The organism is Aureimonas pseudogalii, assembly GCF_014196835.1.
Taxonomy (GTDB): Bacteria; Pseudomonadota; Alphaproteobacteria; order Rhizobiales; family Rhizobiaceae; genus Aureimonas; species Aureimonas pseudogalii.
Map to the genome: position 1 here is coordinate 118916 of NZ_JACIEK010000001.1, position 19800 is coordinate 138715.

The following is a 19800-nucleotide window of genomic DNA, read 5'->3' on the forward strand; positions in this document are numbered from 1 at the left end:
TCCAATGGCGTTCGGCCGGCGTTTTCCGCACCGACCAAGCTTTCGCCTTCATATAAGGGAAGCCTACGATTTGCCGAGCCTCGCCTCGCCGGGCTTTCGCGCCGCAGCGACCGGGGATAAGCTCGCAGCTCCCGTTCCCTGGCGAAAGGCCTCCCCATGAAGACGATCCTCCTTCTCGCGACGACCGCGCTGCTGGCCTTCGCGCCGGCGGCTTCCGCCCAGGAAGGCCGCGAGATCCGGATCGCCACCGAGGGCGCCTATCCCCCCTTCAACGTCGCGCAGCCCGACGGCTCGATCACCGGCTTCGACGTCGACATCGCCAACGCACTCTGCGCGGCGATGAAGGCCAAGTGCACGATCGTGGCGCAGGACTGGGACGGCATGATCCCCGCCCTCCAGGCCAACAAGTTCGACGCCATCATCGCCTCGATGAGCATCACCGAGGAGCGCCAGAAGCAGATCGACTTCACCGACAAGTACTACACGACGCCGCTCGCCGTGGTGGTGCCGAAGGAGTCCGACGTCGCCGGCGTGACGCCCGCCGACATGAAGGGCCGGGCCGTGGGCGCGCAGGCCTCCACCACGCAAGGCAACTACGCCGACGAGGTCTATGCCAAGGCCGGCGCCGACGTGAAGCTCTACCCGACGCAGGACGAGGCCACCGCCGACCTGCAGAACGGACGCATCGACGCGCTGATCTCCGACAAGTTCGTGGTCACCGACTGGCTGACGGCGGAGGGCAAGGACTGCTGCCGCATGCTCGGCGACGTGCCGGGCACCGAGACCGACGCCGGCATCGGCCTGCGCAAGGGCGATGAGGCGCTGCGCACCGCCTTCAACAAGGCGATCGCCGACATCCGCACTGATGGCACCTACAAGACGATCGTCGCCAAGTACTTCCCCTTCGACATCTACTGACCGGGCGCGGCGCCGCGTCCCCTTCCGGGCCGGCGCCGCTCCCTCGGACCCTTCCATGACCCAGCCCGACATTCTCGTTCTCGGCGCCGGCATCGTCGGCGTCTCTGCCGCGCTGCATCTGCAGGCGCGCGGGCGAGATGTCGTGCTGGTCGATCGCCGGGCGCCCGGCGAGGGCACGAGCTTCGGCAATGCCGGGCTCATCGAGCGCTCCAGCATGGTGCCCTACGCCTTTCCCCGGCGCTGGCGCACGGTGCTGCGCTACGGGCTGAACCGCTCCACGGACCTGCGCTTCGACTGGCGCCATCTGCCGGCCGCGGCGCCGTTCCTATTGCGCTACTGGCACCACTCGGCGCCCCGCCGGCTGGCGCTCGCGGCCGAGGCGATGCGTCCGCTCGTCGAGGCGAGCGTCGCCGAGCATGACGCTCTCATCGCCGAGGCGGGCGCGGCCGATCTGGTGCGGGCCGAGGGCTGGATCGCGCTATGGCGGAGCCCCGAAGGCTTCCGCGACGGCGTCACGAACAGCGGTACGACGCCGTATCGGGGCCTTGGCGCAGACGTTCTCGATGCGGCCGCCTTCGCGGCCTGCGAGCCCGACTTCGCCCCCGGCGCGGTGGCGGGCGCCATTCACTGGCGCGACCCGAAGACGGTGAGCGACCCTTCCGAGCTGACGAAGCGCTACGCCCGCCTCTTCGAGCGGCGCGGTGGCCGGGTGGTGCAGGGCGACGCCTCGACGCTCGATACGTCGGGTTCGCGCTGGGCAGTGGAGACTGCGGACGGGCCGCTTCGCGCCGGCGCCGCGGTGGTCGCGCTCGGGCCCCAGTCCGGCATCCTCGCACGTCGCTTCGGCTCGCCGGTGCCGCTCGGCATCAAGCGCGGCTATCATCGGCACTACACGCCCCCGCCCGGCCGCACGCTCCGCCACGCGGTGGTGGACGAGGATTTCGGCTACGTGCTGGCGCCGATGCGGCGCGGTGTGAGGCTCACCACCGGCGTCGAGTTCGCTCATCCCGACGCGCCCGCGGACCCCACGCAGATCGTGCGGGCCGAGCGGCGGGCGCACGAGATCTTCGATCTCGGCACGCCGGTGGAGACGACGCCCTGGCTGGGCCTGCGCCCCTGCCTGCCCGACATGCGGCCGGTGATCGGCCCGGCCCCCGGCCATCCCGGTCTCTGGTTCGACTTCGGCCATGCCCATCACGGGCTGACGGTGGGGCCGGCGAGCGGCCGACTGCTGGCCGAGATGATGACCGGCGAAACCCCGTTCGCCGACCCTGCTCCCTTTGCCGCGACGCGATTTCTTCGGCACCCCTGACCTGCGGCATACCCGGCGCCAGTCCGAGCGAGCCTTGACGAAACCGTGATGGGCGTCAGTTCGATGGGACGGAATGCTGCGTGGAGTGCCGGGGAATGGATCTGAAAATGCCGGACGCGCCGAGCCCGATCGACCGGGCTTCCGAAGACGAGAGGTCGTTCGTGCAGCCGGCGTCCGACAGCGTGGTCCTCGCCCCTGCCGAAGCCTATCCCCGCATCGACCTGCGCGCGCCCGGCGAACCCTGGAGCAAGCGCCGCGCCGCCGGAAAGCGCCTGCGGCAGGCCGTGTCGCATGTCGAGCTCTGCCGCCCGGTATCGACCGGCGACCGGCCGGATCCCGTCTCGCTCATCGAGGCCTCCAACCGGGGCCGGCAGGCGCGTCTCGTACCATTGCGCACCGCGCGCATGGCGCAGTCGCCCTTCGCGTTCCTGCGCGGCGCGGCGCCGGTGATGGCGTCGGACCTGTCCCGCGCGCCCCGCAGCGGCATCGACGTGGTGATCGACGGCGACGCCCATATCAGCAATTTCGGCCTGTTCGGCACGCCGCAACGCGACGTGGTGCTCGACCTCAACGATTTCGACGAGGTGACGATCGGCCCGTGGGAATGGGACCTGAAGCGGCTCGTCGCCAGCCTCAACGTCGCCGCGCGCGACGAGGGCATCGGCAAGGGAGAGCGTCGCCGCGCCGCCACGGGCTGCGTCGCCGGCTACCGCCGGGCAATGACCGAGCTGGCGCCGCAGGGCCCGATCGACGTCTGGCACCGCGCCGCGCGGGCCGACAATCTCGACTTCGAGGGCATCGAGATCGATGCGGAATCGCAGGCCGTCTTGCGCAAGGCGGTGGAGAAGGCGCGCAAGCGCAACAACCAGTCGCTGCTGCAGAAGGTCGGCGAGCGGCAGGTCGACGGCGGCTGGCGCTTCCGCGAGGATCCGCCGATTCTTACCCCGGTCGACGACGAGACGCGCGAGGCCGTCATCACGGGGCTAGAGCACTATGCCGAATCGCTGTCGCGCGAGCGCCGCTTCATGCTCAGCCGCTACCATGTGGTGGACGTCGCGCACCGCGTGGTCGGCGTCGGCAGCGTCGGCACGCGCGCCTATGTGGCGCTGCTCTTCGGCAATTCCGACCAGGACGCGCTGTTCCTGCAGGTGAAGGAGGCGATCCGCCCCTCGCTCGCGCCCTTCGTCGCCGACCTGCCCGAGCCCTACGGCTCGCACGAGGGCGCGCGCGTCGTCTACGGCCAGCGTCTGCTGCAGGCGGTGGGCGACCCGCTGCTCGGCTGGACGACGATCGACGAACGGCCCTACTACGTGCGGCAGATGAAGAACATGAAGGGCGAAATCCCGCACTCGCTCCTCGCCGGGCGCTCGCTCGTGTTCTTCGCCTGGGGCTACGGCGCGCTGCTCGCCCGCGCCCACGCGCGCACCGGCGACGCCGCGGCGATCTCCGGCTATCTCGGCGGCCCCGAAACTCATTCGCTCGACGAAGCGCTGGCCGACTGGGCCGAGGACTATGCCGACGTCAACGCCGCCGACCATGCCGCCTTCGTGGCGGCGATCGCGGCAGGCCGGATCGAGGCCTCCCGCGAGACGTGAGGCTCTCGGCTATCGCGCTGGGCCGCGCAGGCTCTCGGTGATCGGCTTCAGCAGCCGGTCGTAGGGGTCGCGCAGGTCGGGCGGATAGCGCACGGACACCGAGTGGATCAACCCGCCGCGGAAGATGTAGCGCTCGTAGAAGATGCGTCCGTCCGGGCGGAAGCCCGAGACCACCGCCCAGTTGCTCCCCGTTCGCTGGTAGGTGACGCGGTCGAGGCTGCGGCGCCAGTCGACCAGCGTTCGCGGCGTGCGCCGCTCCACATTGTCGAGCGCATAGATCACGATCTCGGCGCCGTCGTCCGATCGCCAGCCCTGCCCCTCGCCGTCGGGCGACGCCGGCATGATGCGCGGGAAGGCCTTCGCCGGAAAGCTCGCCGACGTGCCGTAGGTCGGGTTGGTGTAGGTATAGGCTGCGGCCGGCAGCACGCCGGCGCCCAGCGCCAGCACCGTCGCAAAGACGATGGTTCGAAAGCCTCGCATCGATCGTATTCCCTCGTTCGTCGTCCCCACGAAGGCAACGCGGCGGATTCCGCCGGGTTGCGTCCTCGGTTGCATCGATCAGGCGGGCGCGACGATCGGCAGCCCTTCGGCACGAAATCGCTCCAGCACCTGGAAGAGGATCTCCGAGCGCGTCGCGTAGACGAGCCTCGGGCCGTTCACGAAGGCGAAGGACTTGAACTGCACCTGCCCGCTGTCGATGCCGTCGATGAAGACCGAGGGCTTGGGATCGGTCAGCACGTCGCGATGCGTGCCGTAGATCTCGAGCAGCGCCGCGCGCACCGCCGCCACGTCCACGTCGAGCGGCGCCGAGAAGGCGATCTGGATGCGGCCGAGCGGATTGGCGAGCGTCATGTTGCGGATCGTCTTGGTGATCAGCTCGGAATTCGGCACGATCAGCGTCGAGCGGTCGGCGATCTGGATCTCGGTGGAGCGCACGCTGATGCGGCGCACGTCCCCCTCGTCGGTGCCGATGCGCACGGTGTCGCCGATCTTCACCGGCCGCTCGGCGAGGAGAATCAGGCCGGAGACGAAGTTCTGCGTGATCGCCTGGAGGCCGAAGCCGATGCCGACCGACAGGGCAGAGACCACGAGCGCGATGCGCTCGACGCCGATGCCGAGCGCCGTCAGCGCCCAGAAGCCGGCGAGGATGATGCCGATATAGCTGACGATCGTGGAGACGGAGTTGCGCGCGCCGGGATCGAGATCGGTGGCCGGCAGGAAGCGCTCGTCCAGCCAGTGCCGGATGCCGCGAACGAGCGCCACGCCGACCGCCAGCACCACGATGGCCTTGAGGATCGAGCCCGGCACGATCGTGAACCCGCCGATGCGGATCTCGGCGGAATCGCCCAGCTGATAGAAGAGCGAGCTGGCGCCCGGCCCGAGCGGACCCGACAGAAGCAGTGCCGCGAGCACGAGAATGGCGATGCGCAGCACCGCCGAAAGCACGACGCCAAGCTGGCCGACCTGCGTCTTGCGAAGGCCGAGCCCGACATGGAGCGAGCGCCCGAGGCGGCTCTCGCCGGAGAGAAGCGTCGTGCAGAGATCGTCGGCGACGACGAGCAGCAGATAGGTGGACGCGCCCACCACCGCCGTCCAGATGGTCTGCCGGCTGAGGAAGAGCGCGAAGTTGACGTAGCCCTGCAGTGCCGCGATCAGCGAGACGACGACGCAGACCCAGGCGGCGATCGTCGCGAGCGTGACGAGCGTCGTCTGCGCGCTCGGCTCGCGGTTCGCCACCTCCGGGTTCGAGCGCCGGATGCGGCCGAAGCTGACGAGCACTGCGACGATGAGGGCGCAGTAGCCGAAGGCCACGACATAGTTCGACAGGATGGCGGCCGACTGGCTGACGCCGACCGCGCGCCCACCTTCGATGATGAGCACGCCAAGGAACGTCGCGGTGGCTGCCAGCGGGGGATAGGACCGCAAACGCTGCGCCGTGTCGTCGCCGAGCGGTAGCAGACGCCACGAGGGCTTGCCGACGAGCAGAAGACCGGCGCCGAGCGAAACCATGAAGGCGCCCAGCGAAGCGATCGTCGTCAGCGCGAAGGCGAGCGGCTGCGTGCCGCGCGTCAGCATGTCGGCCCAGTCGAGCGCGCCGTAGAGTGCGAAGAAGCCAAGCGCCGGCGCCAGCGTGCCGACAACCACGAACCAGAGCGTCAGCGCCGAGCGCCGCGCCCGCGTCGCCGGCACCTGGTTCAGGGCGAAGTCGCGCCCGGCCTGCCGCAGCCGCCGCCGCACCCTGGTCGCCAGAAGCAGTGCCAGACCGAGGCCCGCGGCCACGATGGCGAGGCGCGAGGCCATGTCGCGCTCGGGAATGCCGGCGATCGAGACGCGCGCATAGTCTCGCAGCCGCGCGCTGTCGTCGGGCAGGCTGCGGGCGACGCCGTTCCAGAGCGCGGGCGAGAGCGGCGACGGCACGAGCTTGAACGTGTCGCGGCTGAACGCCTCGTTGATCTCGAGGATCATCCGGTCGATCACCGCCTTGGCGTCGGCCGCGAGCAGCCGCCCGCGCTTGATCGCCGAGTCGAGGTCGCCGCGCTCGGTGTCGAGCTTGGCCCGCTGCTCCTTGATGTCCGGCGCCTCGGCATCGTTGGGCTCGCCGAGTTCGGCGATGCGCGCGTCGATGGCGACGAGTTGCGGCTCCAGCAGCGCGACCGCCGCGTTGGCGGCGCTGCCGACCGCCATGCCGCGATCGCGCAGATCCGCCTTCTGGCCGGCATCCGTCGAGGCGTCGGCCGCCTGCGTGATCGCGCCGAGTTCGGCGGTGAGCGTATCGAGTTGCGCCACCGGATCGGGCGCGGCGGCGTCCTGCGCGCTCGCCGGCAGGGCGAAGCAAGCCCAAAGCGAGAAGAGCGCCGCCGCCCAGAGGCGGACCCAGCGTGTCGTCGTCGTCATGAGATCCCGTCCGACGACGCGTCGCCGCGCCGTCCCCTCGTCGTCGCGCCCCGCGGACCGGCCGGGCGCGCTCCTCGTCGTATCGCGGCACCAACGGCCCCACCCCTCGACCCGGCAACAGCCGTGGCAGTGCGGCGATTTGGTGTCGCCGCGGGCAGCGCGTCAGTTGCGGATGCGCCAGCCCGAGCGGAAGATCCAGGCGATCACTAGGATACAAGCGACGAGGATCGCCAGCGTCATCGCCAGACTCACGACCACGCCGACGTCGGACTGTCCGAAGAAGCTCCAGCGGAAGCCGCTGACGAGATAGACCACCGGGTTGAACAGCGTCACCTTCTGCCAGAAGGGCGGCAGCATGGAGATCGAGTAGAAGGAGCCGCCGAGAAAGGTCAGCGGCGTCACCACGAGAAGCGGCACGATCTGCAGTTTCTCGAAGCCTTCCGCCCAGATGCCGATGATGAAGCCGAAGAGGCTGAACGTCACCGAGGTGAGCACCAGAAAGAGCATCATCACGAGCGGATGCTCGATGCGCAGCGGCACGAAGAGCGTCGCCGTCGCCAAGATGATGAGTCCGAGCAGCACCGACTTGGTGGCGGCCGCGCCGACATAGCCGATGACGATCTCCACCGCCGAGATCGGCGCCGAAAGGAGCTCGTAGATCGTGCCGGTGAACTTCGGGAAGTAGATGCCGAAGGCGGCGTTGGAGATGCTCTGCGTGAGCAGCGAGAGCATCACCAGGCCCGGCACGATGAAGGCGCCGTAGGCGACGCCGTCGACCTCCGTCATGCGCGAGCCGATGGCCGAACCGAAGACGATGAAGTAGAGCGCGGTCGAGATCACCGGCGCGACGATGCTCTGCAGGAGGGTGCGCCAGGTGCGCGCCATCTCGAACCCGTAGATAGCCCGAATGGCGTGGACGTTCATGCCCGTTCTCCCACGAGTTGGACGAAGATCTCCTCCAGCGAGCTTTGCCGCGTGGTGAGGTCGCGAAGGCGCAGTCCCGCCGCCGAGAGATCCTCCAGCAGGCGCGTGATGCCCGGCCGGTCGGCCTTGGTGTCGAAGGCGTAGGTGAGTTCCGAGCCGTCCGGCGAGAGCGCGAGGTCGTAGCCGGCAAGGCCGGGCGGCAGCGCTGGGATCGGCTCCTGCAGCGTCAGCGTCAGTTCCTTGCGGCCGAGCTTGCGCATGAGTGCGGCCTTCTCCTCCACCAGCACCAGCTTGCCGCCGCGGATGACGCCGACGCGGTCCGCCATCTCCTCGGCCTCCTCGATGTAGTGGGTGGTGAGGATCACCGTGACGCCGCTGTCGCGAAGGCCGCGCACCACCTGCCACATCTCCTGGCGTAGCTGCACGTCGACGCCGGCGGTGGGCTCGTCGAGGAAGAGGACGCGCGGCTCGTGCGACAACGCCTTGGCGATGAGGACGCGGCGCTTCATCCCGCCCGAAAGCGTCATGATCTTGGCGTCCCGCTTCTCCCAGAGCGAGAGCTCGCGCAGCACCTTCTCGATATGGGCGGGGTTCGCCGGCTTGCCGAAGAGGCCGCGGCTGAACGAGACCGTCGCCCACACGGTCTCGAAGGCATCCGTCGTGAGTTCCTGCGGCACGAGGCCGATGAGCGCGCGCGCCGCGCGGTAGTCGCGGACGATGTCGTGTCCGCCGACGAGGACGCGTCCCCCGCCCGGATTGACGATGCCGCAGACGATCGAGATCAGCGTCGTCTTGCCGGCGCCGTTCGGCCCGAGCAGCGCGAAGATCTCGCCCTCCGTGATCTCGAGGTTCACGTCGTCGAGGACTTTCGCCCCCGAGCGATAGGCCTTCGTCAGGCCCTGGATCGACAGAATGGCGCTCATCGGCAGGATCCTCGGAAGGCTACGGCGCGTACGCCCCAGCCCAGGCGTTCGAAACCGCGAGGCGCGGGTTCGGGCATCGGCGAAGGCTTTACACCAGTCGGGACCGCGACGGGCAGGAAATCAGGCGCGGCAGGCGAAGAGGCAGGAATGCCGCGCGGGAAGCCGGGCCGTCCAGACCGAGAACGCGAGGAGATGGAGGTAGGCGGCGAGTTCTAGAAGCTCTTCCATGTCCTGCGCCAACCGGTGCTCGGCGACCTCCGCCAGAAGCAGCATCGCCAGCGAAATGCCGGCTGGCCACGCCCAGAGGAGGTTCCGCGGGTTGAAGAAGGACCACAGGCGCGGACGCTTCACCGCCAGACAGATCAGTGCGCCGACGAAGAGCAGACCGACAAAGACGGCCTTGCCTGTCGCGGGCAGACACACCCCTTCGTCGTAGTAAGCGCTGGCGCAGTTGGGGATCTCACGCTGCATGGCCAGCCCCATCACCACGGCCATTCCGAGGCAGAAGATCGCCTTGGCGTCGCCCGAGCGGCGGAAGCCGAGGAGAAACACGAGGCCCGCCAGCCCCACGAGGCCTGCCTGCAGCGTCTCGACGGGCCCGTCCTCGGCAAAGAACGCGGCCGCCCCCGCAACGTCGGCGAGCTGGCGCGTCGCAAAATAGCAGGCGAAGGCGAGTACCAGCGCCAGCAGGATCCAGACGACGGCAACCGGGCGGGCGGTTTCAGACCACGAGGGCCGGGGCAAGCATGAAGCCATGGCGACGGTCGCCTTTCGCTGAAAGCGCCGACCCGGCAATCCTGCCGCGGATCACGAACGGATCGACCATTCGTGCGCCATAGGATTCCCGACCGCGTTTGTCCACTTCAAACGGCAGGTTGCCTGAGAAGCCGGGGGCCCTTGCAAAGCATCCCCCGCCTCGTCACATCGCGGGAGATTGCCGAGAGGAAGGGAGCGAGCGGATTGAGCCTCACCGACAATGTCGTGCGCCTGCGCATCGCCGACGGGCACAGCGTGGATCAGGTCGCGGCCTCCACCCGCCTGCCCGCCTCTCTCATCCAGGCGATCGAGAACGGCCGCGTGCAGGTGCCGCCGAAGGTGGTGCGGGCGCTGGCGCAGCACTTCCGCGTCAGCGAGGCCGAGCTGCTGGGCTGACACCGCCCGCCTGCGCCAAGCGCTATTGAAACGGCCGCGCCGTCTTGAGACCAGCCGGCGATTGAGCTAGGGCTACGGTTCCCACGGGGGCCTGTAGCTCAATGGTTAGAGCCGGCGGCTCATAACCGCTTGGTTGCAGGTTCGAGTCCTGCCGGGCCTACCACTCCCCCGGGAAGCGACGATGTCGATCGGTGCGGCGTCGGACGCGGCGGCTCGTTCACGAAGGGTTCGACGCAAGGGCCCTCGCCGCGATGGTCGTCCGCGGGCGGGTCCGGAGCCGATGGGCTGGTGCAGTCCGCGCTTCGTCCATGACGTGGCCGTGAGCGGCATTGACGCATGGAGCGATCGTCGGATCGAGACGGCGTTCATGTAAAGCCGTGCCGCTCGGGCGCGATCCTGGGCCGCGCTTTCGAGCTTCCGCCGCATTCGCGTGCGACGAGCTAACTCGCCGAATCATTTCGAAAGTTGCTCATGCGTCCCCGCCTGCTCGCCCTTCTCGTCTGCGCCGCCGCCAGCGTCGCGCCTCCCGCCCTCGCACAGCAGGCGCCTGCGCCCATGCCCGCGCGCATCAGCGTGACCGGCGAGGGCCAGGCCAGCCGGGCGCCGGATCTGGCGATCACGCGGCTCACCGTGCTGCGCAGCGCCGAGACCGCAGCCGAGGCGCTCAAGTCCGCCAACGAGGCGATGAACGCCGTCACGAACGCGATGCCCGCGCTCGGCGTCGAGGCGCGCGATCTGCAGACGAGCGGTTTCCAGATCGCGCCGCAATACCGTTACGACAACCGTCCCGACGGCACGCAGGCTCCGCCGACGCTGACGGGCTACGAGGTTCGCAACACGCTGACGGTGCGCATGCGCGATCTCGCGCGCATCGGCGAAGTGCTCGACAAGGCCGTGCAGCTCGGCGTCAACGAGGGCGGCTCCATCGATTTCCAGATCGAGAACGTGGCGGCCGCCAGCGACGAGGCGCGCCGCGAGGCCGTGCGCAAGGCGCGCGACAGCGCCGCCGCGCTGGCGGAGGCCGCCGGCGTGAAGCTCGGGCGGATCGTGACGATCGAGGACGGCGGCTCGTCCGCCCTCCCCCCGCCGCCGATGCCGATGGCCGAGTTGCGCATGGCCGCGCCCATGGACAAGGTGCCGGTGTCGGTCGGCGAGAACGCCGTGACCGCGCAGGTGCGGATTGTCTTCGAGATCACGCCGTAACAACCGGGCATCGATTAAAGCAAGAGACCCCGGAGGCGTCCGCCTCTGGGGTCTTATCGTTTCCGGGCGATGGCGGCGTCAGCGCACGCCGATGAAGGGGCATCCGCGCTCCTGTGCGAACCGCACGAGGATCGGATGGCCGCGTTTGAACCCGGCGACCACCACCGCGCGTCGGCCGTCGCGCACGATGTCGCCGCCGCGCACGCCGATGCGTGCCGCCTTGCGTAGGGCGTGACGAGGCGAACAGAGGTCACGGCCCACGAAGCCGTGGCGACGGTCTCCTCGGTCCCAGCGGCCCTCGCCACGCCCGCCCCAACGATCGCCGTGGTCGCGGTCACGATGGTGATCGACGAAGACGATGTCCGGGCCGGTCCTCGGACCCGCGGCCTCGGCGATGCCGACGCCTCCGGCAGCGAGCGATGCGGCGACGAGCAGGGTTCGAACGAAGGTGGTGAGCATGGCAGATCTCCTCGCGACGAGATGTCGATGGAGAGAGTTCTGCCTCCCGGCAGATGAACGGTGCCGGACCAATCCGTTCAGGAAACCGTCAGACGGCGGACAACGCGAAAGGGCGGCCCGATGGACCGCCCTTTCGTATGATCGTCGAACTCGGCCGCATCGACGCGACCGTGCGCTCCGTCGTCCTCAGCTGTCGAGGAAGCTGCGCAGCTTCCTCGAACGCGAGGGGTGCTTCAGCTTGCGCAGCGCCTTCGCCTCGATCTGCCGGATGCGCTCGCGCGTCACCGAGAACTGCTGGCCGACCTCTTCGAGCGTGTGGTCGGTGTTCATGCCGATACCGAAGCGCATGCGCAGCACGCGCTCCTCGCGCGGCGTCAGCGAGGCCAGCACCCGCGTCGTCGTCTCGCGCAGGTTCGCCTGGATCGCCGCGTCGATCGGCAGGATCGCGTTCTTGTCCTCGATGAAGTCGCCGAGATGCGAATCCTCCTCGTCGCCCACCGGGGTTTCGAGCGAGATCGGCTCCTTGGCGATCTTCAGGACCTTGCGCACCTTCTCCAGCGGCATGGCCAGTTTCTCGGCCAGCTCTTCCGGGGTCGGCTCGCGGCCGATCTCGTGCAGCATCTGGCGCGAGGTCCGCACGATCTTGTTGATCGTCTCGATCATGTGCACGGGAATGCGGATCGTGCGGGCCTGATCGGCGATCGAGCGGGTGATCGCCTGACGGATCCACCACGTGGCGTAGGTCGAGAACTTGTAGCCGCGGCGGTACTCGAACTTGTCCACGGCCTTCATCAGGCCGATGTTGCCCTCCTGGATGAGATCCAGGAACTGCAGGCCGCGGTTCGTGTACTTCTTGGCGATGGAGATGACGAGGCGCAGGTTCGCCTCGACCATTTCCTTCTTGGCCTGCCGGGCCTCGCGCTCGCCCTTCTGCACCATGTGGACGATGCGGCGGAACTCGGTAATCTCCAGCCCCGTCTCGGTCGCTAGGTTCTGGATCTCCTGCCGAAGGTTCTTGATCCCGTCCTTCTCGCTCTGGACGAACTTCAGCCAGCCCTTGCCGGCCAGATTGGCGATCGACTGCGTCCAGTTCGGGTCGAGCTCGGAGCCCTGGTAGCTGCGGAGGAACTCGTCGCGCTTCACGCCGTAGCTCTCGGCCAGGCGCAGCAGCTTGCCCTCGTTGCCGACGAGCCGCTTGTTGATGTCGTAGAGTTGCGCGACGAGCGCGTCGATGCGATTCTGGTTGAGCGACAGCCCCTTCACCGCGGTGATGAGGTCGTCCTTCAGCTTCTTGTAGGAGCGCTCCTGGCTCTGCGACAGGGTGCCGGTGGCCGCGAGCCGGTTCTCGACCTGCTGGTCCTGCAGCTTGCGCAGACGCTTGTAGTTGTCGGCGATCGTGTCGAAGATCTCCATGACCTTCGGCCGGATCTCGGCCTCCATCGCGGCGAGCGACAGGGAATTCTCCATGTCGTCCTCATCGTCGTCGTCGTCCTCACCGGGGCGCAACTCGCCGTCCGGCCGGCCGTTGACGCCGGGAACGCCCGGCGCACCCTCGCCGGGAACGACGGGCGCCGCGGGAAGCTTCGCTTCCGGTCCGGCATAGGTCGCCTCGAGGTCGACGACCTCGCGGAGCATGATGTTGCCCTCGTTCAGCTCCTCGCGCCAGATGATGATGGCCTGGAAGGTCAGCGGGCTCTCGCAGAGGCCCGCGATCATCGTCTCGCGGCCGGCCTCAATGCGCTTGGCGATGGCGATCTCGCCCTCGCGCGACAGCAGCTCGACCGAACCCATCTCGCGCAAATACATGCGGACGGGGTCGTCGGTGCGGTCTGCCGCTTCCTTCTTGGTGGTCGTGGCCACGGCACCCGTGGTCGCCTCGGCGACTTCGGTGGAGCCCGATTCCTCGGCCTCCTTCTCCTCGCCGTCCTCGGCCTCCTCGTCCTCGACGACGTTGATGCCCATGTCGTTCAACATGGCCATCAGATCCTCGATCTGCTCCGAGGTCACGTCCTCGGCCGAGAGAACCGAGTTGAGCTTGTCCATGCTGACGAAGCCGCGCTTCTTGGCGGCCTTGATCATCTTCTTGACGGCATCGTCCGACAGGTCCAGCAGAGGACTGTCAGGCGTCTCCTGACGCTCTTCGACGGCCGCCTCGCCTTCCTTGACCTTCGTCGCCATGCGCATTCGTCTCCAGTTCGCGCGGTCCGAGAACGGACAGGACCCGAATCGTCAGGCCGCACGCTCCGTCAATAGACCTCAGCCGTGAATGATCGCTTAACCATGAATCGAAAGGTCGAGCGCCGCTCCCGGCCTGATTTGATTTACACCCTCGACGCGGGCAACGGTTTCTGTACTTCCGACGCCGGACCACCTGAGGTCCGTGTTTCTCATTTCACGTCGGCAAGTCAAGGGTTTAAGCCCTCTTCTCGCCGCAATAGGCCTGCGAGGCGCACGTCGAAGTTGCGACCGGCAACTTTTGGCTGCCGTCAGATGCCCTTCGCCGGCCTGCCCGACAGGATGCCGAACCCGTCGATCAGGGCCTCGGTTCCCGCAATGTTTTCGATTTCGCGTTTGATCTCCAGCACCTGGAGATAAGCCAGTTCGTCGGCTTCCGTTCCCAAAGCCTCTTCGGCCATTCGGAGTTCTCTATGTAGGGAGCGCGCACGATGCTGCAAGTGCAGCGCTTGGCGCACCGCTTCGCGCGCGTCTTCGAGCGCGGCATCCGGCAGAACGGTCCATTGCCGCACGAGACGAAGCTGGGTCTCGAAGCCCTCGAAGGAAGCCAGCAGACCCCGACGGTCGAGCGCGCCGAGGATCTCGTCGCGGGTGTGGGGAAGCTGGTCGGCATAGACGTCCATCACCGTCGAGCGAAGCCGTTCCAGCTCGACGCTCTCCAGTTCGAGATCGGCGAGATAGTCGAAGGCTTCGCGCAGCAGCAGCGGGTGGTTGACGAAGCCGACGACGATCGTGACCTCGCGCAGCGGCGCCGCGCTCGAACCCGCCGCGCGCATCATCGAGGAGCGGACCAGCCGGTCGGAGACCGCCGAGCGACGGGCGCCGGCCTGCGCGCCGCGGCCTGCCTGCGGTCCGCGGCTCCCCGGCTCGAAGCGCCGGCCGCCCTCGCCGCCGCCGGGCCGCGAATAGCCATCGCCGCGCCCCGCCCCGCCACCGCCGCCCCCGCCATAGCCGCCTCGTCCGCGCGCGGAGGGGCCGGGGCCGGGGCCGAAGAAGGCCCGCAGGCGCTCGTCGACGTCCTGCTGGTAGTGGCGCCGAACGCTCTCGTCGCCGATGCCGCGCACCAGCGTCTTCAGCCGCTGCTCCAGTTCCGCGCGTCGCTCCGGCGTGTCGAAGCTGCCCGATGCCGTCTCGCGCATCCACAGGAGGTCGGCGAGCGGGCGAGCCTTCGACAGGACGCCGCGCATCACCTCGGCCCCTTGCGCGCGGATGAGATCGTCGGGATCGGCGCCGTCGGGCAGCAGCGCGAAGCGCAGCGAGCGGCCGGGCTTGAGCAGCGGCAGCGCGACGTCCGCCGCCCGGTTGGCGGCCTTCAGGCCGGCGGCGTCGCCGTCGAAGCAGAGGATCGGCTCGGGCACGGTGCGCCAGAGAAGCTCGAGCTGGCGGTCGGTGAGCGCGGTGCCGAGCGGCGCCACGGCATGCTCGAAGCCTGCCTGATGCAGGGCGACGACGTCCATGTAGCCTTCGGCGACCACGAGCGTGCCCGTGGCCTTCGCGGCGCGCCGGGCCGAGGCGATGTTGAAGAGGACGTTGCCCTTGTGGAAGACCTCGGTCTCCGGCGAGTTCAGATATTTCGCCGAGACGTCGGACGAGAGCGCCCGGCCGCCGAAGGCGATGGGCTGCTCGCGCCCATCGAGGATCGGGAACATCACGCGGTCGCGGAACCGGTCGTAGGAGACGGCGATCCCCTCGCCGTGCACCACCAGCCCGGCGGCTTCGACCTCGGCCTTGCCGACGCCCTTGGCGGCCAGGAACTCCTTCAGCCGGTTGCGGCTCTCGGGCGCGTAGCCGATCGCGAACTGCTTCTGGACGGCGGAGTTGAGCCCGCGATCGCGCAGGTAGGCGCGCGCCTTCGCGCCCTCCACCTCCTGCAACGACTGGCGGAAGAAGTCGGAGGCGATGCGCAGCGCGTCGAGAATGGTAGCTCTCGCCTCATCGCGCCTCTCGGCCTCGGCGTCCCGCGCGGGCATCGGCACGCCGGCCTCCGCCGCCATGCGCTCCACCGCCTCGGGAAAGCTCATGCCCTCGAGTTCGGTGAGGAACCGGAAATGGTCGCCCGAGACGCCGCAGCCGAAGCAGTGGTAGCGGCCCTTGGCGTCCTCGCAGTGGAAGGAGGGCGACTTTTCGCCGTGGAACGGGCAGCAGGCCCACCAGTCGCCGCGCGAGGCCTGCGTCTTGCGCCGGTCCCACGTGACGCGGCGCCCGATCACGTCGGAGATCGGGACGCGCGCGCGGATTTCGTCGAGGAAGGAGGGTGAAAACCGCATGAAACGGATATCGTCGCGCGGACGGGCGAATGCCAACCCTATTTGCGCGAGAGGCACCTGCGGGTGTCTTATCCACTCCTATCCACAGGCCCGCCATCACGCGTGCAGGGCGACACCGGAAGGGCCAGCGCCGTGATCCCCATCGTCCATCCAGCCGACCTGCCGCTCGAAGAGATGCAGCAGGGAACGCTGTACCGATCCCGGGACGTTTCCATCACCTCACGCCTCGGCATCACCAAGCTCGGCGTGTCCTACAGCGAGGTCCCGCCGGGCAAGAGCGGCTGCCCCTTTCACAACCACCTCGCCGAAGACGAGGTCTTCGTGATTCTGGAGGGCACGGGGATCTACAGGTTCGGCGCGAGCGAACATCCGATCAAAGCCGGCGACGTGCTGGGGGCGCCGGCCGGCGGGACGGAGACGGCGCACCAGATCCGCAACACCGGCGAGACGCCGCTGCGCTATCTCAGCCTGTCGAACAGCGCGGCCGCCGACATCGTCCAGTATCCCGACAGCGGCAAGTTCCAGGCCCATGCCCGGGATTCGACAGGGCGCAGCTTTCGTTTCGTCGGACGCCCGGCGAGCGAACTGGACTATTGGGACGGCGAACCCGGTGCCTGAGGCGCCATGCGGCTTTGACCCGCCGGGCGCGAACGCTTATCGAGACGTCATCCGAAGCAGCCTTCGAAGTCGCCCCATGGATCAGAGCCCCCCCGTCCTGCCCGAGTTGAAGAACCTTCGCGACTCGATCGACAATATCGACGCGGCGATCATCCACATGCTGGCGGAGCGCTTCCGTTGCACGCAGCGCGTCGGCGTGCTGAAGGCCGAGCACAAGCTGCCGCCGGCCGACCCCGCCCGCGAGACGCGGCAGGTGGCGCGCCTGCGCGAACTCGCCTCGACGGCGCAGCTCGACCCGGATTTCGCGGAGAAGTACCTGGCCTTCGTGGTGCGCGAGGTCATCCGCTATCACGAGGCGGCGGCGCGCGAGCTTTCCGAAAAGGCGGGCTGACCGGCCTCGACCGGCAGCGCTTTCGGCCCTAGCGGAGCAGGCCGCGCACGAGGCTGGAAGCCTGCGTCAGGTTGATCTGGTCGTGATAGCGCGCCTTCAGCGCGTTCATGCAGCGGCCGACGTCGCGCAGCCCCTTCGAGCCCGTCTCCGTCACGGCCTCGCGGCACACGCGCTCGAGTTCGCCGGGCGAGACCGACCGCGGCAGGAACTCGGCGATGACGGCGATCTCGGCTTTCTCGCCGTCCGCTTCCGCAAGGTCTCCCGCGGCCGCCAGACGCTGCGCCGCGCATTCGCGCTGCGCGATCATCCGAGCGAGCATGTCGGCGATCTCGGGGTCGCCGAGGCACGGCCGGCCGCTCGCACGCTGCGCCTCGTCGCGGTCGCGCAGCGTCGCCGTGATGAGCCGCAGGGTGCCGATGCGGCGCTTGTCGTCGCCCGCCTTGGCGGCCTGCAGAGCCGCTGCGATCTCGTCGCGCATGAGATGGGGTCCTGTTGGGTTTTCCCCCGCGCCTTCGGCTGCGAGGGTCGACATCGCGCTTCGCTGCCCTTGACGGGCATCGAAGAGCCTAGCCGACGAAACTTATGGGGAAGTGGATGGCCGGAACGCGGGAGGTCGCCGCCTCGCCCGTGCTCCCTCGACGCATGTCGCTGTTCGATCCTGTCCGAAACGCCGGAAAGCCTGAGGGTCTGGATCTTGGCAGGGTCACCCGCCGTCCCGGCCCAGGCGGCCGAATGTGACGAATTGATTAAGGATCCGGAAACCACATTGCAAGATCGCAGCCCAACGCGCCTGTGCATGGCTGTCATCGGCGAGGAGGGGTTGCGCGTCGGTTCGGTTGGGGCGATAGGAACGCTCCGGTAGGGCTCGGCCGCCTCATGGCCCGTGCGCGCCCCGATGGATCCCGAACGGAGTGACGAACATGAGCGAGAGCTGGACGCAGCGCAAACCGACTGCCCTCCTGGTGCTCGCGGACGGAACGGTGATCGAGGGCGACGGCATCGGCGCCGTGGGCGAGGCGCTCGGCGAGGTCTGCTTCAACACCTCGCTCACCGGCTACCAGGAAATCCTGACGGATCCCTCCTACGCTCGGCAGATCGTCACCTTCACCTTTCCCCATATCGGCAATGTCGGCGCCAACGACGAGGACATCGAAGACCTCGTTCCCGCCAACAGCATCGGCGCGGTCGGCGCGATCTTCCGGGCCGAAGTCTCGGCGCCTTCGAACTACCGCTCGGCCGGCGGCCTCGACGCCTGGCTGAAGGCGCGCGGCGTGGTGGCGCTCTCGGGGATCGACACGCGGGCCCTCACCGTCCTCATCCGCGAGAAGGGCATGCCGAACGCCGTGATCGCCCATGCGCCCGACGGCGTCTTCGACGTCGAGGCCCTGAAGGCGAAGGCGCGCGGCTGGTCGGGCCTCGAAGGCATGGATCTCGCCAAGGACGCGGTGTCCTCGCGCACCGAGGTCTGGACGGAAGGTCCGTGGGCCTGGAACGAAGGCTATGCCGCCGGCGCCGCGCCGCGCTATCGCATCGTCGCCATCGACTACGGCTCCAAGCGCAACATCCTGCGGCTGATGTCCGGCCAGGGCGCCGAGGTCGTGGTGGTGCCCGCGACGGCCGGGGCCGACGAGATCCTCAAGCATTCGCCCGACGGCATCTTCCTGTCGAACGGCCCCGGCGACCCGGCGGCGACCGGGCAATACGCGGTGCCGGTGATCCGAGAGCTGTCGAAGACGGGCATTCCGATGTTCGGCATCTGCCTCGGCCATCAGCTTCTGGCGCTGGCGCTGGGCGGCAAGACCGAGAAGATGCATCAGGGTCATCACGGCGCGAACCATCCGGTGAAGGACTTCACCACCGGCAAGGTCGAGATCGTCTCGATGAACCACGGCTTCGCGGTGGATGCGGCCTCGCTGCCCGAGACGGTGGAGCAGACCCACGTCTCGCTCTTCGACGGCACCAATTGCGGCCTTCGTCTGAAGAACCAGCCGGTCTTCTCGGTGCAGCACCACCCGGAGGCCTCGCCCGGCCCGCAGGACTCGCACTACCTCTTCGAGCGCTTCTTCCGCATGATCGACGATCACCGGACGCAGACCGCCGCCTGAGCCGGTCGATTTCGAAGGCTTGAAACGAATGAAGGCGCCGGGTGATCCGGCGCCTTCATTCGTTCGGGAACGGTACGTCCGCCCCGCCTGTTCGGGCTGTCATGCGAGACGCAGCATCCGGAACAGTCGGCGCATGCGATTGCGCAATCCGCAGCTGAAGGTGGCATGACGATGAAGGTCGTCCCGCCCGCGGTCGCCGCCATAGTTGGAGCGGGCGATGATGATGTCGGCCAGCATGTCGAAACTCTCCTGCTTGAATATGATCCCGGCCCGGATGACGATGGATCCCGCCGGGCGGAAGCCGATCGACGGCCGCTCATGAACTATGAAATGCGCACTTTGTGCACGTCTTCAAGGTCTCGAAGGCGCACTTCGTGCATTTATCGATTGCCTGCGACCCGACCGACGCTTACGAGCAACTCGTCGTCGCGCCTAGACGAGCGTGCGTGCGAAGGGTTTCGCGAAGCTGAAGAAAGGGCCTTCGGATGCGGGTCGAACTGCCGGGAATGGATTCGGAGCGCTTTCGCCAGTGGCGGCGGGCACTTGGCCTCAAGCAGAAGGACGCCGCCGACCGGCTGGGTCTGAAGAAGCGCGTCATCCAGTATTACGAGAAGGGGGACCGCGACGGAAAGCGCGTCGAGATCCCGAAGAGCGTCGAGCTCGCCTGCCTCGCGCTGTCGCTCGGCGTCGAGCACTATGACGGCCGCCCCCTGCCCCGCAGCTTCGCCGAGATCGACGCGCCACGCGCGCCGGGCGACGCCGATTAATTGGCCTCGGGCGGGCCGCGCCCATCGCTTCACCCT

19 protein-coding genes and 1 tRNA gene are annotated in these 19800 nt (G+C 68.4%); 10 read left to right on the forward strand and 10 right to left on the reverse strand.

Annotation, left to right across the window (positions count from 1 at the left end):
- The first annotated feature begins 156 nt into the window (after positions 1–156).
- The 3 genes from GGR04_RS00635 to GGR04_RS00645 all read left to right on the forward strand — a co-directional run bounded on the left by GGR04_RS00635 (position 157) and on the right by GGR04_RS00645 (position 3825).
- Positions 157–918, forward strand: coding sequence for an ABC transporter substrate-binding protein (locus GGR04_RS00635; protein WP_183196827.1), 762 nt, complete (start codon positions 157–159; stop codon positions 916–918).
- Positions 919–973: 55 nt separating this feature from the next.
- Positions 974–2230, forward strand: coding sequence for an NAD(P)/FAD-dependent oxidoreductase (locus GGR04_RS00640; RefSeq protein WP_183196829.1), 1257 nt, complete (start codon positions 974–976; stop codon positions 2228–2230).
- Between the two features lie 95 nt (positions 2231–2325).
- On the forward strand, positions 2326–3825 hold the full coding sequence (locus GGR04_RS00645; protein WP_246392575.1) for a DUF2252 domain-containing protein: 1500 nt from the start codon (positions 2326–2328) through the stop codon (positions 3823–3825).
- A gap of 9 nt (positions 3826–3834) precedes the next feature.
- Here the strand turns inward: GGR04_RS00645 and GGR04_RS00650 are convergent, their stop codons facing one another.
- From GGR04_RS00650 to GGR04_RS00670, 5 genes are all read right to left on the reverse strand, one after another.
- Positions 3835–4305, reverse strand: a complete 471-nt coding sequence (locus GGR04_RS00650) for a hypothetical protein (RefSeq protein ID WP_183196831.1) — start codon at positions 4303–4305, stop codon at positions 3835–3837.
- Between the two features lie 78 nt (positions 4306–4383).
- Positions 4384–6720 (reverse strand): DUF3772 domain-containing protein, encoded by a 2337-nt coding sequence (locus GGR04_RS00655; RefSeq protein ID WP_183196832.1) that lies wholly within the window; start codon positions 6718–6720, stop codon positions 4384–4386.
- 162 nt (positions 6721–6882) lie between these two features.
- Entirely contained in the window at positions 6883–7644 is a 762-nt protein-coding gene (locus tag GGR04_RS00660) for an ABC transporter permease (protein ID WP_183196834.1), read from the reverse strand.
- Entirely contained in the window at positions 7641–8567 is a 927-nt protein-coding gene (locus GGR04_RS00665) for an ABC transporter ATP-binding protein (RefSeq protein ID WP_183196836.1), read from the reverse strand. The genes GGR04_RS00660 and GGR04_RS00665 overlap by 4 nt, the downstream gene beginning before the upstream one ends.
- A 120-nt stretch (positions 8568–8687) precedes the next feature.
- The gene (locus tag GGR04_RS00670) at positions 8688–9323 is read right to left on the reverse strand and encodes a hypothetical protein (RefSeq protein ID WP_183196838.1); all 636 of its coding nucleotides are present in this window, start codon (positions 9321–9323) and stop codon (positions 8688–8690) included.
- A gap of 204 nt (positions 9324–9527) precedes the next feature.
- On the opposite strand from GGR04_RS00670, the gene GGR04_RS00675 reads away from it, so the two are divergent.
- The 3 genes from GGR04_RS00675 to GGR04_RS00685 all read left to right on the forward strand — a co-directional run bounded on the left by GGR04_RS00675 (position 9528) and on the right by GGR04_RS00685 (position 10922).
- Positions 9528–9719, forward strand: a complete 192-nt coding sequence (locus tag GGR04_RS00675; protein ID WP_183196840.1) for a helix-turn-helix domain-containing protein — start codon at positions 9528–9530, stop codon at positions 9717–9719.
- A gap of 87 nt (positions 9720–9806) precedes the next feature.
- Positions 9807–9882 (forward strand) — tRNA-Ile (locus tag GGR04_RS00680).
- A gap of 308 nt (positions 9883–10190) precedes the next feature.
- Positions 10191–10922 (forward strand): SIMPL domain-containing protein, encoded by a 732-nt coding sequence (locus GGR04_RS00685; protein ID WP_183196842.1) that lies wholly within the window; start codon positions 10191–10193, stop codon positions 10920–10922.
- 78 nt (positions 10923–11000) lie between these two features.
- Here GGR04_RS00685 and GGR04_RS00690 read toward each other — a convergent pair whose 3' ends face one another.
- From GGR04_RS00690 to dnaG, 3 genes are all read right to left on the reverse strand, one after another.
- Positions 11001–11381: a hypothetical protein gene (locus GGR04_RS00690; RefSeq protein WP_183196844.1), complete on the reverse strand. Its 381-nt coding sequence runs from the start codon at positions 11379–11381 to the stop codon at positions 11001–11003.
- A gap of 186 nt (positions 11382–11567) precedes the next feature.
- Positions 11568–13559 carry an RNA polymerase sigma factor RpoD gene (gene rpoD / locus GGR04_RS00695; RefSeq protein WP_183196846.1) on the reverse strand — a complete coding sequence of 664 codons (1992 nt, stop codon included), beginning with the start codon at positions 13557–13559 and terminating at the stop codon, positions 11568–11570.
- 308 nt (positions 13560–13867) lie between these two features.
- Complete coding sequence (gene dnaG, locus GGR04_RS00700; RefSeq protein ID WP_183196848.1) at positions 13868–15883, reverse strand: DNA primase; 2016 nt, start codon at positions 15881–15883, stop codon at positions 13868–13870.
- Between the two features lie 174 nt (positions 15884–16057).
- Between dnaG and GGR04_RS00705 the strand changes: the two genes are divergently transcribed.
- Positions 16058–16501 carry a cupin domain-containing protein gene (locus tag GGR04_RS00705; protein ID WP_183198953.1) on the forward strand — a complete coding sequence of 148 codons (444 nt, stop codon included), beginning with the start codon at positions 16058–16060 and terminating at the stop codon, positions 16499–16501.
- A gap of 76 nt (positions 16502–16577) precedes the next feature.
- Positions 16578–16892 (forward strand): chorismate mutase, encoded by a 315-nt coding sequence (locus tag GGR04_RS00710; RefSeq protein WP_183196850.1) that lies wholly within the window; start codon positions 16578–16580, stop codon positions 16890–16892.
- A 28-nt stretch (positions 16893–16920) separates the two neighbouring features.
- On the opposite strand, the gene GGR04_RS00715 is transcribed toward GGR04_RS00710, so the two are convergent.
- Positions 16921–17370, reverse strand: coding sequence for a GatB/YqeY domain-containing protein (locus GGR04_RS00715; RefSeq protein WP_246392577.1), 450 nt, complete (start codon positions 17368–17370; stop codon positions 16921–16923).
- A 442-nt stretch (positions 17371–17812) separates the two neighbouring features.
- Here GGR04_RS00715 and carA point away from each other — a divergent pair, with 442 nt between their 5' ends.
- A complete protein-coding gene (gene carA, locus GGR04_RS00720) occupies positions 17813–18997 on the forward strand; it encodes a glutamine-hydrolyzing carbamoyl-phosphate synthase small subunit (protein WP_183196862.1) in 1185 nt (394 codons plus the stop codon).
- 99 nt (positions 18998–19096) lie between these two features.
- Here the strand turns inward: carA and GGR04_RS00725 are convergent, their stop codons facing one another.
- Positions 19097–19234: a hypothetical protein gene (locus GGR04_RS00725; RefSeq protein WP_183196864.1), complete on the reverse strand. Its 138-nt coding sequence runs from the start codon at positions 19232–19234 to the stop codon at positions 19097–19099.
- Positions 19235–19482: 248 nt separating this feature from the next.
- Between GGR04_RS00725 and GGR04_RS00730 the strand changes: the two genes are divergently transcribed.
- On the forward strand, positions 19483–19764 hold the full coding sequence (locus GGR04_RS00730; RefSeq protein ID WP_246392579.1) for a helix-turn-helix domain-containing protein: 282 nt from the start codon (positions 19483–19485) through the stop codon (positions 19762–19764).
- The last annotated feature ends 36 nt before the right edge of the window (positions 19765–19800 follow it).